Origin of the sequence: Flavobacterium notoginsengisoli (assembly GCF_014207905.1) — a bacterium.
GTDB lineage: Bacteria > Bacteroidota > Bacteroidia > Flavobacteriales > Flavobacteriaceae > Flavobacterium > Flavobacterium notoginsengisoli_A.
The window spans coordinates 262,185-277,457 of sequence record NZ_JACHLB010000007.1; the positions used below are offsets into that span (position 1 = coordinate 262,185).

At 31.1% G+C, this 15,273-nt stretch carries 17 protein-coding genes; 6 read left to right on the forward strand and 11 right to left on the reverse strand.

The window, feature by feature from the left end; genetic code table 11:
* Positions 1 to 137: 137 nt before the first annotated feature.
* On the forward strand, positions 138 to 425 hold the full coding sequence (locus HNP35_RS23980; protein WP_343069221.1) for a type II toxin-antitoxin system RelE/ParE family toxin: 288 nt from the start codon (positions 138 to 140) through the stop codon (positions 423 to 425).
* On the opposite strand, the gene HNP35_RS20340 is transcribed toward HNP35_RS23980, so the two are convergent.
* Positions 402 to 701: a hypothetical protein gene (locus HNP35_RS20340; RefSeq protein WP_184165902.1), complete on the reverse strand. Its 300-nt coding sequence runs from the start codon at positions 699 to 701 to the stop codon at positions 402 to 404. The two genes, HNP35_RS23980 and HNP35_RS20340, sit on opposite strands and share 24 nt — an antisense overlap.
* Before the next feature lie 127 nt (positions 702 to 828).
* The gene (locus HNP35_RS20345; protein ID WP_184165899.1) at positions 829 to 1,596 is read right to left on the reverse strand and encodes a sulfite exporter TauE/SafE family protein; all 768 of its coding nucleotides are present in this window, start codon (positions 1,594 to 1,596) and stop codon (positions 829 to 831) included.
* Between the two features lie 123 nt (positions 1,597 to 1,719).
* Between HNP35_RS20345 and HNP35_RS20350 the strand changes: the two genes are divergently transcribed.
* A complete protein-coding gene (locus tag HNP35_RS20350) occupies positions 1,720 to 2,244 on the forward strand; it encodes a hypothetical protein (protein WP_184165896.1) in 525 nt (174 codons plus the stop codon).
* A 6-nt stretch (positions 2,245 to 2,250) separates the two neighbouring features.
* Positions 2,251 to 2,784, forward strand: a complete 534-nt coding sequence (locus HNP35_RS20355; RefSeq protein ID WP_184165893.1) for a hypothetical protein — start codon at positions 2,251 to 2,253, stop codon at positions 2,782 to 2,784.
* Here HNP35_RS20355 and HNP35_RS20360 read toward each other — a convergent pair.
* Both HNP35_RS20360 and HNP35_RS20365 read right to left on the reverse strand, forming a co-directional pair.
* Positions 2,781 to 3,689 carry a patatin-like phospholipase family protein gene (locus tag HNP35_RS20360; RefSeq protein WP_184165890.1) on the reverse strand — a complete coding sequence of 303 codons (909 nt, stop codon included), beginning with the start codon at positions 3,687 to 3,689 and terminating at the stop codon, positions 2,781 to 2,783. The genes HNP35_RS20355 and HNP35_RS20360 overlap by 4 nt on opposite strands.
* A 117-nt stretch (positions 3,690 to 3,806) precedes the next feature.
* The gene (locus HNP35_RS20365) at positions 3,807 to 5,867 is read right to left on the reverse strand and encodes a M1 family metallopeptidase (protein ID WP_184165887.1); all 2,061 of its coding nucleotides are present in this window, start codon (positions 5,865 to 5,867) and stop codon (positions 3,807 to 3,809) included.
* A 95-nt stretch (positions 5,868 to 5,962) separates the two neighbouring features.
* Here HNP35_RS20365 and HNP35_RS20370 point away from each other — a divergent pair, with 95 nt between their 5' ends.
* Positions 5,963 to 6,703 carry a diphthine--ammonia ligase gene (locus tag HNP35_RS20370; protein ID WP_184165884.1) on the forward strand — a complete coding sequence of 247 codons (741 nt, stop codon included), beginning with the start codon at positions 5,963 to 5,965 and terminating at the stop codon, positions 6,701 to 6,703.
* Position 6,704: 1 nt separating this feature from the next.
* Here HNP35_RS20370 and HNP35_RS20375 read toward each other — a convergent pair whose 3' ends face one another.
* The 3 genes from HNP35_RS20375 to HNP35_RS20385 all read right to left on the reverse strand — a co-directional run bounded on the left by HNP35_RS20375 (position 6,705) and on the right by HNP35_RS20385 (position 8,224).
* Positions 6,705 to 7,097, reverse strand: a complete 393-nt coding sequence (locus HNP35_RS20375; protein WP_184165881.1) for a DUF4348 domain-containing protein — start codon at positions 7,095 to 7,097, stop codon at positions 6,705 to 6,707.
* Positions 7,097 to 7,636: a DUF1697 domain-containing protein gene (locus tag HNP35_RS20380; protein ID WP_184165878.1), complete on the reverse strand. Its 540-nt coding sequence runs from the start codon at positions 7,634 to 7,636 to the stop codon at positions 7,097 to 7,099. The genes HNP35_RS20375 and HNP35_RS20380 overlap by 1 nt, the downstream gene beginning before the upstream one ends.
* 156 nt (positions 7,637 to 7,792) lie before the next feature.
* Positions 7,793 to 8,224, reverse strand: a complete 432-nt coding sequence (locus tag HNP35_RS20385) for a hypothetical protein (RefSeq protein WP_184165875.1) — start codon at positions 8,222 to 8,224, stop codon at positions 7,793 to 7,795.
* A gap of 430 nt (positions 8,225 to 8,654) precedes the next feature.
* On the opposite strand from HNP35_RS20385, the gene recG reads away from it, so the two are divergent.
* Complete coding sequence (gene recG / locus HNP35_RS20390; protein WP_184165872.1) at positions 8,655 to 10,763, forward strand: ATP-dependent DNA helicase RecG; 2,109 nt, start codon at positions 8,655 to 8,657, stop codon at positions 10,761 to 10,763.
* Between the two features lie 346 nt (positions 10,764 to 11,109).
* Here recG and HNP35_RS20395 read toward each other — a convergent pair whose 3' ends face one another.
* From HNP35_RS20395 to HNP35_RS20410, 4 genes are read right to left on the reverse strand one after another with little or no spacing between them, the layout of a single operon-like run.
* Positions 11,110 to 11,712 carry a PAS domain-containing protein gene (locus HNP35_RS20395; protein WP_184165869.1) on the reverse strand — a complete coding sequence of 201 codons (603 nt, stop codon included), beginning with the start codon at positions 11,710 to 11,712 and terminating at the stop codon, positions 11,110 to 11,112.
* A gap of 44 nt (positions 11,713 to 11,756) precedes the next feature.
* The gene (locus HNP35_RS20400) at positions 11,757 to 12,101 is read right to left on the reverse strand and encodes a hypothetical protein (protein WP_184165866.1); all 345 of its coding nucleotides are present in this window, start codon (positions 12,099 to 12,101) and stop codon (positions 11,757 to 11,759) included.
* A 38-nt stretch (positions 12,102 to 12,139) separates the two neighbouring features.
* Entirely contained in the window at positions 12,140 to 13,000 is an 861-nt protein-coding gene (locus tag HNP35_RS20405) for a hypothetical protein (RefSeq protein WP_184165864.1), read from the reverse strand.
* Between the two features lie 29 nt (positions 13,001 to 13,029).
* Positions 13,030 to 13,629, reverse strand: a complete 600-nt coding sequence (locus HNP35_RS20410) for a thioredoxin fold domain-containing protein (RefSeq protein WP_184165861.1) — start codon at positions 13,627 to 13,629, stop codon at positions 13,030 to 13,032.
* 488 nt (positions 13,630 to 14,117) lie between these two features.
* On the opposite strand from HNP35_RS20410, the gene HNP35_RS20415 reads away from it, so the two are divergent.
* A complete protein-coding gene (locus HNP35_RS20415; RefSeq protein ID WP_184165858.1) occupies positions 14,118 to 15,176 on the forward strand; it encodes an efflux RND transporter periplasmic adaptor subunit in 1,059 nt (352 codons plus the stop codon).
* Positions 15,177 to 15,273 lie beyond the last annotated feature (97 nt).

Genomic DNA, 15,273 nt, shown 5'->3' on the forward strand with positions numbered 1-15,273 from the left:
CTTTCGGCTTTATCTCTCCGCTCCGCTGCAAGGATACCGCCTCAATCGGGGCTAAGAAACAAAAAATTGGCTTTAAAAAAAATGAAAGAAAATTCTTTAAATTTGTCTTATATTTGCGTAATTCTATTTTAACATAAATGAATGTCAAATTAACTGAAAATGCTGAAAAAACGTTTTCTCAAATAATAAATAAATATAGTGATTTCAAAGCCGCTAAGTTTTCAAATCAAACTATCAGCACAATCGAAATGATTCTTCAAAACAATTATATTGGTTCAAAATATAAAAAAACTTCCTTTCGAAAGTTTCTAGTATCAAATCAAGTATATTTATTTTATAAAATCGAAAAACAAACTATATATATTATCACATTCTGGGACAATAAAAGAAACCCTTTAGAACTAGATGTTATACTTAGCTCTTAATTTTTGCTTAAAATCCTCAAAATTGATTGTTCTCCCAGCCTTGATGTCTTCTTCACTTTTTTGTAATTCCTGCATCAAAATTTCTTCTGGAAATAATAAAGAAGTGATAAGCTTCACTTCTTGATGTGTAAAACTATTTGATTTTAATTTTCTATAATAGGTTGCATGTTTTAAACCTAATTTTTGAATAAAGAATTCGGCTTTATAATAAGATTTATTAATTAATTCTGGCAATGAATTAATATACTTTTCATAATTTTCAACTATTTCTATCATTACACAAAACTTTAATTCTCAAATAATGATACAAAAATAATCATTTTATAGCAACAAAAAAACAACGTTAGCTCATAATTTCAAAAAAGAAAACTTAGAACCTGAGTATCTTAGCAACTTAGCGTCTTCATTTATAAAACACATCATAAGCAAATCGAATCAAAGTCCCAACTACAACAACTAAAAAGAAAATTCGAATAAAACCATTTCCTTTATTAATTGCCAGTTTAGCGCCAATCCAACCGCCAAGTCCGTTACTAATTGCCATTGGAATTGCAATTGTCCAAATGATTTTCCCTTTAATCATAAAAAGACAAATTGAACCAAAATTTGTTGCCAAATTGACCATTTTAGCATTCGCGGAAGCATGAAGAAAATCAAACCCTAAAAGCGCAATAAAAGCAACTACAAAAAAACTTCCAGTTCCTGGACCGATAAATCCGTCATAAAAGCCAACGATTATACTAATTACAACGGCATAAATAATTTGAGTTGTTTCTGAATGATCTTTAGCCACATGTTGTCCAAAATTTTTCTTGGCATAGGTATAAATAAACAATAATGATAAGACAACTAATAATAGAGGTTTCATAAAATCATTACTAACAAGCGTTAAAATTGTTGAACCTAAAAATGCAGAAGGAACTGCCAAACACATCATTATAATCAACAATTTCCATTGAATTACGACTTTCTTCAAATACTGAAAAGCCGCAAAAGCTGTACCGCTAAAAGCAGGAATTTTTAAAGTTCCAATAACCGTCGAAACCGGAAGATTAGGCAATAAAATTAATCCCATAGGAGTTTGGATTAAACCGCCACCGCCAACAATAGCATCAATAAATCCGGCTGCAAAAGCCGCTAAACAAAGAAAAAATATGATATACAAGTCCATTAAAATAAATTTCAATCATAATAAAAAACAAGTCGCAAAAGTACAGTTTCCTTTTTGTTTATTAGTATAAATTTAAAGTGGATTTCTCAGCAAAAAGTATATTTTTGCTTAAAAATTATTCAAATGGATTTCAACAAGATTATCGAGCTTGCAAGTTATACTTTACCAGCATTAGTTACAGGAGTTGTAGCATATCGTTTTTTCGAACTACATATAAAAAACAATGATAAAAAACGTGCTTTTCTATTAAACAAACAGGCACATAAAGAATCTCTTCCGGTGCGTTTACAAGCTTACGAGCGTATGACTTTATTTTTGGAACGCATCAATTTGACTAAACTATTAATTAGAGTTTCTCCTATTTCACAAAATAAACACGATTACGAAAATTATGTAATCGATCAAATCGAACAAGAATTCGAGCACAATTTAACACAGCAGATCTATATGTCTGATGAATGCTGGACGATCATTACAACGGCTAAAAATGCCACAATACAAATGATTCGTAAAGCTGCCATGAGCGACAAAGTTGACAATGCTGATAAATTACGTGAAGTTATTCTGAACGATTTATTAGAAAAACAATCTCCAAGTAATGCCGCTTTGAGTTTTATTAAAAATGAAGTTGCTGATCTTTGGTATTAAACAAAAATGAAAAAAACGCTTTTCTTAATCTCAATTATTGGTTGGTCACTATGCATTATTATAGTTGCCTTAAGTTTTCTAAATATTAATTTGTTGAAAACGATGCCTTTTCTCTTGATTTTACTTCCAGCAGTTTTTGCGGTTTTTATCCCATCCTTTTTTTTAGCCAAAAACAATTCTCACATCGTAGAATACAACGAAAACAATAGTGATACCTTTTTTAATTCAAACTCAATTTCATTAATTCCATTTATTGAAAATTGCCCTAATTGGCTCTTGGCAATACTCTTTGTTAGTTTTATTGGAACAGCAAGCAGTGCAGCTTTTATGTTCAATATGGAGAGTGGAGATCCGGTTTTTATAAACAATGAGTTTGTTCTAAAATACAGAGGCGAAATTATTAGAAAGATTACCGAAACAGAATTTAATCATTTAAAACTTTTAAACGCTAGATACGAATTCGGTTTTATTCTAGTTTTCTACGCAATCTGTATTCTAGTTTTAAAAAGATTAATAGAATGGGAGAAGCTTGAATCTTAAATTAAAATTTTATTATCACTCATAACTTCCGATTTATTCTGGGCATATTCATAACCTTGTTCCCACCATTCTTTCATAACATCTTTATTGAAAATCAAGGCATTATCAGTCAATTTTATGGGAGTGTAATATAAGTTAAGTTTAACATTCTTATTGCTTGCCATAAGTTTTCCTATAGCAATATCATGTTTTTCGACTTGATCTAATGCGATTCTAAACAAATCTATCATTAGTGAAAATGGGTTTTTTCCAATTACAGTTTTGGTTGTATTTACCTCTGTTTCTAAAACAATTACATCAATTTCTGTAGCGCCTCTGTTAATTGCTTCACGAATTGGAACCAAACTTGAAAATCCCCCGTCGCCGTATTCGCAATTGTTTTTTTCTACCAAACTCATAAACGGAACATAGTTACTTGATATCCAAGACCATTCACAAAACTCCTCGTAAGTGCAATCTTTAACCGATTTATACTCTGATTCGTTTTTAGTGAAATTAGTCACTGTAACGATAACATCTGTCTTCAATTTTTTAAGTTTATTGAAATCAGAAAGTGAAAAGTTATTCTGGATATATTTCTTTAATCCTTTGCTTTCTCCAAAAGTTCGCTTTCCCTTAAAAAACTGACGCAAAACATTAAAGTGATTTATTGTGACAATATCAACTCCATCTTTATTTTTAACCACAAAAGGGCAAATATTAAAAATACTTGCCATGGTCACATTGGTATAAACTGAATGAATTTTCTTGATGTGTCCGAGAGCCAAATGCGGAATTAAAAGACTACCTGTTGAAGTTCCTAAAAACAAATCGTATTCGTGCTTTTTTTCTTCTATTAAATACTGGGCAACACCGCCGGCAAAAGCGCCTTTACTACCACCACCTGAAATAACCAATGCTCTCATAAATTATAATGTAGGTTTTGTTTTTGGATTTTTATTTTAAGAGGAAAGATGTGAGAAGCAAGAAACAAGACTAAATCTTAAATAACAATCTTTCTTCTTGCTTCTTCCATCTTCATATTACTCTTTCAACAAACGATCTAATTGAAATTGTTCATCGGGTGTCAAATTAGGCAAAATTCTATTAAATGAAGCACGCATTTCAGGATTTTTTAAAAGAAGTCGAATTGTATCTCTTCCAAACTTAGAAAACTGCCACATATGATGCGTTGTAGCGCTAACTAAATTGGTCAAAACCTGATCGTTAATAATTTTAAAAGCAATCAATTTCTCTAATGCGTTTTGTCTTGTAGTGGCTTCATATTTTGTAGACGAAAACGCTATTAATTCATTTATTAAAGACTCAGAATCATTGCTATAATTTGTTGTTGAGAGCGCCAAAGAAAGCCATAAAGTTCTCAAATTATAATCGTTAAATCCAATCCAGTTTTTCGATTTATTTAGATATTCTGTTCTATGATCTGGAAAATTTCTCCAGAGCCAATACAAAGCAATTTCTTGTGTCTGATAGGATTTATCATCCAATAAAGTTTCGTAATTCTGTCTAAAATCTTCTGGAATTTTAGCCATTGTTTCTGCCACATTCTGACGAACTTTGATATTATTAGTTGCTAAAGCTAGAAGCAAAAGAGGTTTCTTAGCTTCGTATTTTTCATTCTCCAACTGATCAACAACAGATTGTTTTACAGATTCATAAAAATCAGATTCTAAAACACTTCGCAAAACATCTATTTTTTCTGCCAAAGGTGTTTTTTTCAATTTATCGATTTCTAATCGTTTCTGAATCGTTTTATTTTTACTCAATAACGCATTGGCTGTTGGAGTATCAAAAGCTGTAGATTCTAACCAAGTTTTTTGAAATTGCTCCACATCAAAATCTGAAACTTTTTTTATTTCATCAAAGAAATTTTGAGTGTTTACTGTTTGATAAGCATATTTATTTAAATAACTCTTAATAGCTTTTTTAAATGCTTTATCGCCAATTGATTGGTGAAGGACAAATAACGTCCACGCACCTTTTTCATAGAAAGTAAGCGAACTTGCCTTAGCATTTAAAACCGGAATCGTATCGGTTCTTGATGCAAATTTTATTTGTTGTGCCGTATCGTATAATTTGGAGTAAAAATAATCTTCGCCATAAATGTCTTTTTCTGCAAGCAAAGCAAAATAAGTTGCAAAACCTTCCTGAAGCCAATGATGCGTACTGCTTTCTGCCGTAATTAAATCTCCGAACCAATGATGTGCCAATTCGTGTGCATCGACATTGGTATAATTTCGATCGCAAAATCCGATAGAGTCTACAACGTAACGAGTCGCAAAAAGTGTCGCTGTAGTATTTTCCATTCCGGCATATAAAAAATCTCTAACAGGAAGCTGTCTATTAATTTGCCAAGGATATTTTACGCCGATTTCTTTCTCTAAAAAGTCAAAAATTCGTTTAGAATAGCGATATGTCGGTTCAAAACGATTTGAATCTTTAGGTTCATAATAATATTCTAACGGAATTTTGGTTTTTGACTTAAACTCTTTTTTATCAAATTTTCCAATTGCGAGCATTAGCAAATAAGAACTCATCGGTTTCTGCATTTGATATTGCCAAAAAATTTCGTTTCCTTTTGTTGTTTTTTCTTTTAGAAGCCCGTTCGAAACAACTTGATATTCCTTGTCGTACGAAATTCCTAGATTAAAAATTAGTTTTTCATTTACATCATCAAAACTAGGAAACCAATTGCTGGTATATCTGCCCTGCCCTTGTGTCCATATTTGCACTTCATTATTTTCAATATCAACAAAATACAAAGCTTGTTTTGGTTTTGCTTTATAATTAAAAGTCAAATTATTTTGCCCTTTTTTAAACGGGAAAATTATCTTTAATTGTTTGGTTGTATTTATAAAAACAATCTCTCTATCGTTGATTTTTACATTCGAAAATTCCATGTTTTTTGCATCAAGAGAAATCGTATCGCAATCTTTTAAAACTTCAAATTGAAAATCAACAGCACCCGAAATTGTTTTTTCTTTTGAATTCAAAGACAATTGTCCTGAAACCGATTTAAAATCGACATATTGGGTTTGCTGAGCAAAAAGAAAACTGGTAAATAATAAAAATAGGTATTTCATTGAAATCAATTTTGAAGGCGAAATTCCAAAGTTACAAACCTTTCCCCAACAATTAGAATGAAATTTGTAAGTTTACCGCATTAAAACACCAAATTGTGTCTACACCTAAAAAAGCCTTATTTAATTGGAGTAGCGGAAAAGATTCTGCACTTACCTTATATAAAATACTTCAGAATCCAGATTATAAAATTGAATGTTTATTAACTAGCGTAAACCAAAAGCATGAGCGAATTTCGATGCATGGTGTTCGCGTTGAATTATTGAAAGCGCAGGCAGAAAGCATTGGAATTCCACTAAAAATAATGGAAATTCCAGAAATGCCAACGATGGAAGTTTATGAAAATGTAATGACTGAAACATTGTCTCAATTAAAAAACAACGGCGTAACACATTCTGTTTTTGGTGATATTTTCTTGGAAGATTTACGACAATATCGCGAAAATCAATTAGCCAAAATTGATTTTAAAGGTGTTTTTCCGATTTGGAAAATTCCGACCAAAGATTTAATTCAGGAATTTATTTCATTAGGATTCAAAACAATTGTGGTTTGTGTAAATGAAAAATATCTAGACAAGAGTTTTGTGGGCAGAATAATCGATCAAGATTTTATAAATGATTTGCCTGAAAATGTAGATGTCTGTGGCGAAAATGGCGAATTTCACACCTTTGCTTTTGACGGCCCGATATTTTCAAAACCAATTGATTTTGAAATTGGCGAAATTGTGTATCGAAAATATGAAAAACCAAAAACAGAATCAACGAATTCTGCTTGTGACAATAATGACGAAACTGCTTTTGATTTTGGCTTTTGGTATTGTGATTTGATCAAAAAATAAATTAAGTCGATTCGTCAATCCAAGTTTTTAAGTACCATAATCCTTTTCTTTTTGTAAAAATGTAATCTACAAAAATTCCATTATCAACCCCTCTTCTTTTAATGATATAAGTGTTGTTTTTGGGATTATTTTGATGCTGATAACTGCTTCCTTTATCATTTAATTGAATCGGAACGTAGTCATTTTTAACGATTATGTAATTAATTAATTCAAAATCATCATTGTTTAGTTTTACAGTCAATGGAAAATTAATTCTACTTAAATGAAAGCTTTTATCTGAGGTGAATTTCTTTAAAAATGAACTAAAACTTTCATCAATTACCGCAGTTTTAGTTTGAGAAAGAATTGGATTAACAAAAAGAAATAAGCCAAATAACACGATTAATTTCTTCATTATTCTGAATATATTTTAAGCAAATTAGTGACTGTATTCCAGTTTCTGATTGTGGCAATTACATTCAATTTTTTCTCAATATATTTTTGATCAAAACGGGTTTTTCCTGCTCCGACAGCATATTTAATAAAAATTCTATTCTCATCAATACTTGCTTCATCTGGCTTAAACTGACTTATTTTTAAATCGTTTATATTTTCTTTTTTTAAATTAGTAGAAACAAAAGCTACATATAACCTCTTTGTATCTATATCTTTTTCTTTCAAAAACGGATTATTAGCAAAACAAGATTCCAGATTTTCTTTGGTAATCATAACTACAGGAACTTCGTGCCCGAAAACTTTAAAAATTTCCTGTTTTATCATAAAACCCACTTTGGAAGCTTCTTCTTCACTATCAATAAAAACATTTCCAGATTGTAGATAGGTGCGAACATTTTGAAATCCAATATTTTCCAACATTGTTTTCAAAGCCTCCATTTTCATCATATTATGTCCCGAAACGTTAATTCCGCGTAAAAGCGCTAAGTGTGTTTTCATTTTTTTAATTTTATCCAAAGATAAAAATTCATTTAATTTACACGACTATTCTTCCTTCTCAAAATCTATTAAAATCCAATCAATTTCTTTAAAACAAAAACTCCGTCAGTAAACCAACGGAGTCAAATAATTTCAATTAGTAAACATTTACAAATATTATTTTGATTTATCATAACTAAGCAATGGTCCATCACAAGCTCCCCAAGCGCTATAAAGTTTTCCAATAGTTTTAATGATGTATAAATTTTCTGTTAAATTTCCTGTACACGTTCCTATTATATCGTTTTGCGCACCATAAACTAAAGTAAATTGAGTTTGTTCTGAAGTTTCAACAACAGAATAAGTGCCAAAAACAGTAGATTTTTTATTGTCTTTAATTCTTGTTTTAGCAAACTTACCGCTAGAACTAAAAATATAGCTTTCCTGCCATTCCATAATATCTATTGAATTTGCTGCAGGATTTTTATTTCTACTCATATATGTAAGGTTCCATTTCCCATGATAAGCTTCTTTTGTTCTATTTTCATCATCATTAGAACAAGAAGCAAGCGAAATAAGCAACATAATTAAAAGTCCAATTTTTTTCATTTTTACTAGTTTTAAGGGTTCGTTTATTATTAAGATTTTACTTCCTTAAAATAGTTGCGTTATCTTATTGCGACTTAACAATAAGATAATATTCAAGCAGTTGAAAATGCTTTTAAATTTCAAATTAATAAAAAAAACTCCGCCAGAAAACCGACGGAGCCTTAAACAATTTGAATTAGTAAGCATTGTTTAAAATAATATTCGTTGTAAAGATTCTGTTTTTCTAAAATGGTTGCGTCAAAAATTAAAATTTAACTTCAGAAAATTTCAAATGCCTGAAACTATAATTCATTTTCAAATTTCCCAATTAAAATCTATCTTCGCTTTCTAAAGAAAAAAGAATATAGAAGAAAGAAAAAAGATAATGCGTTGTCTTTTTTCTTTCTTCTTGTCTCTTTTAATCTTAGCTCTATAAAATCTAAAACTTCGAATGTCTAATAATCTTCTCGAAACTCCAATAGAATACTTAAAAGGTGTTGGTCCGACTCGTGGTCAGCTTCTTCGTAAGGAATTGGGTATTCATAAATATGGAGATTTGGTGAATTTTTTTCCGAATAGATACATTGACAGAACACGCTATTATAAGATTAATGAATTGCAGAATACAGGTTCTGAGGTTCAGATTATTGGAAAAATAATTCATATAAAGACGGTCGAATTTGCTAAAAACAAAAAACGTCTTGTTGCTACTTTTGTAGATGATACAGGTCAAATTGATCTAAACTGGTTTCAAGGTCATAAATGGATTCGAGAAAGTTTAAAACTCAACGAAACGATAGTAATCTTTGGGAAATGTTCCCTTTATGGAAGCCAATTTAGCATGGCACATCCTGAAATTGAATTATTGAGCGAGCACGAAAGAAGTCTTCGTTCTGCAATGCAGCCAGTATATCCTTCAACTGAGGCTTTGGCAAATAAAGGTATTTCTAATCGAACCATTAATAAAATAATGGAACAGCTTTTTTTAGAAACACAAGCTTTGTTTACAGAAACTTTTCCGCCTTTTTTGATTGAAGAATTAAAACTGATTCCGAAAAAAGCGGCTTTATTTAATATTCATTTTCCAAAAAGCGCCGATATTTTAGCGAAAGCACAATTTCGATTAAAGTTTGAAGAATTGTTTTTCATTCAACTTCAATTAATTACCAAAAATCTTATTCGAAAACATAAAATAAAAGGGCATCCATTTACGAAAGTTGGAGAACTTTTTAATGAATTCTATAAAAATCATTTGCCATTTGATTTGACAAATGCTCAAAAAAGAGTAATCAAAGAAATCCGAACAGATATGGGTAGTAATGCCCAAATGAATCGTCTTTTGCAAGGTGATGTTGGTTCTGGAAAAACCATTGTTGCCTTTATGAGTATGTTGCTTGCGATTGATAATGGTTTTCAAGCTTGTTTGATGGCACCAACCGAAATTCTGGCTAATCAGCATTTTTTGGGTTTGTCTGAATTTGCTAAAACTTTAAACATCAATATTAGAATTCTCACTGGTTCTACTAAAACTTCAGAAAGAAAGATTATTCATGAAGAATTAGAAAGCGGTGAACTAAAAATTCTAATTGGTACGCACGCTTTACTTGAAGATAAAGTGCAATTTCAGAATTTAGGTCTAGCAGTAATTGATGAGCAGCACCGTTTCGGTGTAGAACAGCGCTCAAAATTGTGGAAAAAGAACGATATTCCGCCACACGTTTTGGTTATGACTGCAACGCCAATTCCGAGAACTTTGGCAATGAGTTTATATGGTGATTTAGATATTTCTGTAATTGATGAATTACCTCCAGGAAGAAAACCAATTCAAACCGTTCATCGTTATGATACGAATCGTTTGAAAGTGTGGAAATTTCTTCGCGATGAAATTGCAAAAGGCAGGCAAATTTATATCGTTTATCCGTTAATTCAAGAATCCGAAAAAATGGATTATAAAGATTTAATGGACGGTTACGAAAGTATCTCTCGTGATTTTCCGCTTCCGCAATATGCTATTTCTATTCTTCACGGAAAAATGAAACCAGCCGATAAAGATTCTGAAATGAAGCGTTTTTCGGAAGGAAAAACCAATATTATGGTTGCCACGACAGTAATTGAAGTTGGAGTAAATGTACCAAATGCCAGTGTGATGATTATTGAAAGCGCTGAAAGATTTGGTCTTTCTCAATTACACCAATTACGCGGGCGCGTTGGACGTGGCGCCGAACAGAGTTATTGCATTTTAATGACTGGACATAAATTAAGCTCAGACAGCAAAACCAGAATGGAAACTATGGTGCAAACTAATGATGGTTTTGAGATTGCAGAAGTAGATCTTAAACTTCGCGGTCCAGGAGATTTAATGGGAACGCAGCAAAGTGGTGTTCTAAACCTTCAAATTGCTGATATCGTAAAAGATAGAGAGATCTTGTCTTTAGCCCGTAATTATGCTATGAAAATCTTAAAAGAAGATTCTGCGCTTCAAAAACCAGAAAACGCTATTTTAAGAGCTATTTTTATAGAATTGACTAAGAAGAAAAATATTTGGAATTATATTTCTTAATTTCTGAGGTTCTGAGGTTCTGAGGTTCTGAGGTTCTGAGGTTCTGAGGTTCTGAGGTTCTGAGGTTCTGAGGTTCTGAGGTTCTGAGGTTCTGAGGTTCTGCTTTGTGTTTTTTTTGACGAGGTCAAAAAATATGAGTACAAATAAAATTTACAGTTAAATAGATTTTGAACAGTTTCAATATAAAAAAACTTAGAACCTTAGCATCTTAGTAACTTAGCATCTTAAAAAAAAACTTCACTGCATCAGACTCAAACATTTTTAAGTTTTATTCAGGTGATTTAGATTTGTTGGGGGGCAAATTTAAGGGGGTGAATATCAACTGACACAATGAAGTTATTTCTATTTACTTTTTGGAATCATTTTTCTTTTCAAAAAGACCACTAAATAAACCTTTGCTTATTTTATTTTTATCATCTTTTCCTGTAGCAATTAAATGATCAATGTATTCCATATAAGTTTTTTTTCGCTCTTCGAGAAACCCAACGAGATATTCTTCAGAGGCTTGAATACCGCTCGTTTCTTCAATTTGCAATAATTTTTTGTATAACGGTTCTATAAATTTTACAATAATTTCGTTTGGAACAGATTTTCTAGTTCCGAAAAAACCAACTATTTCTCCATCTGTATCAGCAACAATTTTAAAATCGGTTACAACCCAGTAATAACGGCCTGTTTTAGCCATATTTTTTATAATTACATGAATGTTTTCACTCGATTTAATACTGTCCCAAAGAAATTTAAAAATAACTTTCGGCATATCAGGATGTCTGACAATATTATGCGGCTGACCTATAAGTTCAAATTCGTCATAACCAGAAACATCTATAAAGTCTTCATTGGCATATAAAATAGTTCCTTTTTTGTCGGTTTTACTAAGCAGTACTTTATTCTTATTCCAATCTACTTCTCTATCAGAAGGTGTTGGACGATTTAATCTGGTATCCATAAATTTTTGTATTTAAGTTAATACACAATTCAATAACACATATTTTAGTTTAATTCGATTTCTAAAACGAGTAGAATATTTCTGATTTTATGAAAAACAGATTCTAACTCATTTTCAAGCCATTCTGGTATTTCATTGTCTTCTAATAAATCAAGACGGTGAATATCGCTCGTTATCTGAATTAACTTTTTATATTGAAAATCTAGATTTTGTACTTGAGAATTATTTCTATGACCTTTTAGAATTTCAGCAACTTCTTTAGCAAATTCAGTTTCTGCACCAATTTTGTCTATTGAATTTAAAGTTATGCTTTCTCTTAAAAAATCATCAATAGTTCTTTTCAAATTATGCAGTGTTGGCACTGCAGTTGGAAAATCATATTTAAACATACAGCAGGTTTAAAAATTAATGTTAGTTTGGAAGTTTTTTAAATTGAATTTCTGCTGTTTGTAGATTTTACATGAATATCATTGACCAAATCATCAATTTTCTTAGCGCTTTCTCTCATCATTTCAAGGTAAGACAGCAGTTTATCATTGTCTGTATGCCCTTTTGAAACATCTATAAGCTTTAAAACTGAATTGACTGGAAGTTTAAGATCTAAAGTTGTTCTATGGATAAAATCGTTATAATCTTTTGTAGCTGACATTGAACTGTATTTTGCTGAAGCCAATTTCATATTTTCTAATTCATATTCATCTGAAATTTTAGAAATGTGATTTTCGCTGTGTTCTTTAAAATAATAAGCCCAATAACCGTTCATAAAAAAGACAACCGCAGCCAAAACAGTATGAATAGCAAGAGTTTCAATATCAAAATTGACTTGCGAAAAGTATACTTGAAGTCCGTTAGCATCATTATAAATGTAATTTTGCAAGTAAGCCAATCCTGCGTGATGCAGGACAACTAGCAAAGTCAGAGGAATTTGAAGTTTCCAGTTTTGATAGATAATCAAAATGGTGCTGGCAATAAACACTGTAAAATGCATTTCGAACATTCCGTGCATCTGGTAAATGTACTGCGCCATAAAAATAGCAAGCACAACAGACAGAACATATTGATAAAACTTGGAGTTTTTCATGAAAAATTTAGCCGAATAATACGCCAGAAGATTTAGCGTTCCAACTCCGACACCAATCTCGAAAGTGTCATATTTAAAAGACAATCCTATTCCGAGAAGGAAATAAATAGCAAGAACATAATTGATAATTGTGTCCGATTTTTGCGTCATTGTAGACATAAAACTGTGCAGGTAATCCTGTTCGTTTAAACTAGCTTTTGGTTTCATAGATTTAAGTTTTTGGGTTTTGGATAGATTTATTTAGTGCATTTTGGTAACGAACATCCGTAGGCTTTAAGAGCCAAAGCATTAAAAGTAGGGGCTGTTTTATTTCTCAATAAAGAATCTATTGCCATTTCAGCGTAATTGCTTTTAGCATCTGTGCAATATCTTGTTTTATTGTAGTTTCCACGATAATATAAATTATGCGAAGGATCTAGTAAAACTGCTTGTGGCGTAGAGAAAACACCGCATTTTTTAGCAATAGCTTCATCAAAATAAACCGGAACTTTTGCATCAAACTTTTCCTGAATTTCTGCTATTGTAAAATTCTTTTGTTTATTTAAAACCACGATTTTAAAATTGATTTGATCGCCATATTTTTTTATCAAATCGCTTACATGAGGAACATTAAAACGTGAACAAGGACAATCCGGGTTGAAGAAATGTACAAAAACAGGTTTATTATCAAATGCGCAACATGGTCCTAATTCTACTTTTGAACCCATTGCTATAGCGTGATAATCTTTAGGAATTGGCGTTGGAAGACTATACTTAAATTCATTCTGCCAAAACAAATACCCAATTGCAAGAACTAATAATGTAAACCATAAACTTAAAAGTAATGTTTTCTTCATAAATCATTTTTTAATTATTTAAAACACCTAAAGAATAAACATTTGTTAACATAAAAAATCAACAAATTCATTAAAAACTCTAAAAAACAATTTCCATTCTTACAATTTAACATAAACACCAATCACAAACACCAGTATTTCTGCTTAAATCTGTATTTTTGTTTAACATATCAATGTTACAAATAAAATCGATAAAGTGCAAAAAAAATCAGACAAAATGCATTATTTTTATTTTAGGATAGAAAAACTCTCACTTCTACAACCTCTTATTTCTCAAATTGCAATAGAGAAATAATCTTACAAGCCTTGATATTTCTAAAAAAAATTTAAAGATTAATTAAACCTTTGTGCACTTTTAAAGTCTAAAAGCAAACCTTTGTACATACAAATGTTAAATAAAAGCTAACAGCTTTAGATTTCACAACAAAAAGTTAAATTTGTCAGCTTACTAAAAATACAAACCTAAAATCTATATTCACCTCAATTTTATGAAACTAAAACACCTTATTTACACCCTTTTAATTATTGCAATTGGTGGTTTTATCAGTTACAGAATTATATCAAATAAGAGTAAAAATGACGACTCTAAAAAATTTAATGATAAAGATTCTCCAACAACTGTTAATGGAATCGTAATCAAAACAGCCACTTTTGACAATAATTTATCACTTACAGGATCTATTGAAGCAAACGAACAAATAGAAATCCATAGTGAAGTTTCTGGAATTGTAGAAGGAATATTTTTTAATGAAGGTACTTTTGTAAACAAAGGACAAGTTCTTTTTAAAGTAAACGATATTGAGTTAAAAGCTCAATTAAGACAAGCTGTTACCAAAGAAGGTCTCGCAGCAGAAAACGAAAGAAGAGCAAAATTACTTCTTCAAAAAGAAGCAATTAGTCAAGAAGAAGCTGATATCGCAAGAGCAGATCACGCTTCTGCCCAAGCACAAAGCCAATTAATTAGAGCACAGATTTCAAAAACATCTGTTAAAGCTCCTTTTTCAGGAAAAATCGGTTTACGTTCTATTTCACCTGGAACTTATATTACACCAACTGTTTTAGTAGCAAAATTGGTAAATACTGGCAAACTAAAAATCACATTTTCTATTCCTGAAAAATATGCATCTCAAGTAAAATCTGGTTCTGTAATTGATTTTACAGTTTCTGGATCTGATAAAACTTATTCGGCAAAAATTTATGCCATCGAACCAGAAGTTGCTGTTGCTACACGTACACTTCAAATTCGTGCTATTGCTGATAACACAGACGGAAAACTTTTCCCTGGAACTTTCGCAGACATTAAACTACCATTAAATACTATTAAAGATGCTATCGTTGTACCTTCTCAGGCTATCATTCCGATTCAAGATGGTAAAAAAGTTTTTGTCGCTGATCACGGAAAAGCAAAAGAAGTAATGGTTGACGCCACAACGAGAACCGACTCTTCTATTTTGATTTTAGCAGGATTGAAAGCTGGAGACACTTTAATAACAAGTGGTGTGATGTCATTAAAAAATGAAGCACCTATTAAAGTAAAAGTTAAATAGTCATAAAGCCGAAAGTCAAAAGTCACAAGACTTAATATAGATTTAAAATTAGCTAGTAGGATTTAGCAATAAATCTGAAATCTAAAATCAACAATCT

What these genes read in the sequence shown, in the direction of transcription:
- HNP35_RS23980 (WP_343069221.1), top strand. Translation starts at nt 138, where the DNA reads ATGAATGTCAAATTAACTGAAAATGCTGAAAAAACGTTTTCTCAAATA.
- HNP35_RS20340 (WP_184165902.1), bottom strand. Translation starts at nt 701, where the DNA reads ATGATAGAAATAGTTGAAAATTATGAAAAGTATATTAATTCATTGCCA.
- HNP35_RS20345 (WP_184165899.1), bottom strand. Translation starts at nt 1,596, where the DNA reads ATGGACTTGTATATCATATTTTTTCTTTGTTTAGCGGCTTTTGCAGCC.
- HNP35_RS20350 (WP_184165896.1), top strand. Translation starts at nt 1,720, where the DNA reads ATGGATTTCAACAAGATTATCGAGCTTGCAAGTTATACTTTACCAGCA.
- HNP35_RS20355 (WP_184165893.1), top strand. Translation starts at nt 2,251, where the DNA reads ATGAAAAAAACGCTTTTCTTAATCTCAATTATTGGTTGGTCACTATGC.
- HNP35_RS20360 (WP_184165890.1), bottom strand. Translation starts at nt 3,689, where the DNA reads ATGAGAGCATTGGTTATTTCAGGTGGTGGTAGTAAAGGCGCTTTTGCC.
- HNP35_RS20365 (WP_184165887.1), bottom strand. Translation starts at nt 5,867, where the DNA reads ATGAAATACCTATTTTTATTATTTACCAGTTTTCTTTTTGCTCAGCAA.
- HNP35_RS20375 (WP_184165881.1), bottom strand. Translation starts at nt 7,097, where the DNA reads ATGAAGAAATTAATCGTGTTATTTGGCTTATTTCTTTTTGTTAATCCA.
- HNP35_RS20380 (WP_184165878.1), bottom strand. Translation starts at nt 7,636, where the DNA reads ATGAAAACACACTTAGCGCTTTTACGCGGAATTAACGTTTCGGGACAT.
- HNP35_RS20385 (WP_184165875.1), bottom strand. Translation starts at nt 8,224, where the DNA reads ATGAAAAAAATTGGACTTTTAATTATGTTGCTTATTTCGCTTGCTTCT.
- recG (WP_184165872.1), top strand. Translation starts at nt 8,655, where the DNA reads ATGTCTAATAATCTTCTCGAAACTCCAATAGAATACTTAAAAGGTGTT.
- HNP35_RS20395 (WP_184165869.1), bottom strand. Translation starts at nt 11,712, where the DNA reads ATGGATACCAGATTAAATCGTCCAACACCTTCTGATAGAGAAGTAGAT.
- HNP35_RS20400 (WP_184165866.1), bottom strand. Translation starts at nt 12,101, where the DNA reads ATGTTTAAATATGATTTTCCAACTGCAGTGCCAACACTGCATAATTTG.
- HNP35_RS20405 (WP_184165864.1), bottom strand. Translation starts at nt 13,000, where the DNA reads ATGAAACCAAAAGCTAGTTTAAACGAACAGGATTACCTGCACAGTTTT.
- HNP35_RS20410 (WP_184165861.1), bottom strand. Translation starts at nt 13,629, where the DNA reads ATGAAGAAAACATTACTTTTAAGTTTATGGTTTACATTATTAGTTCTT.
- HNP35_RS20415 (WP_184165858.1), top strand. Translation starts at nt 14,118, where the DNA reads ATGAAACTAAAACACCTTATTTACACCCTTTTAATTATTGCAATTGGT.